A 455-nucleotide genomic window follows, 5' to 3' on the forward strand; every position below is an offset into this window, starting at 1 on the left:
TGGGTTGCCATTTTTTTTGCATGTCTTTGACTGTGAAGTGACGACAAAGGAATGACGGCAAAGGAATGACAGAAACCCAATTGTGCAAAGCAAGCATTGGTTAAGTGATTTGATTTGATATTTAGAGTGCTATCAACACATTTTTACTCAGAGTTAATGCAGTTAAAGACCGCAGGATGCTTTAATAAATGCACGAATAAGTGCACAAATAAACGGTGAGTTAGAATTAATTTAATAAATAAGCGATAAAAAAATAATTTTTTATCGAACTGATTGAACCTTTTCTTACCAAGGTACTCATAGTAACTGTAGCGAGTTGGTAATGTTATTTATCTCCAACGTATAACCCCTTCATCACGGGTCATACAATTAAATACACTTATCGACATGGCCTCATCAGCCAGTGCTAACCGAATTAGTTTTCAGACTGTTTCTGCGTTTTAAGTTTCATCATC

It is taken from the genome of Shewanella sp. 10N.286.52.E4 (assembly GCF_041468785.1).
In the GTDB taxonomy this organism is placed as follows: domain Bacteria; phylum Pseudomonadota; class Gammaproteobacteria; order Enterobacterales; family Shewanellaceae; genus Shewanella; species Shewanella electrodiphila.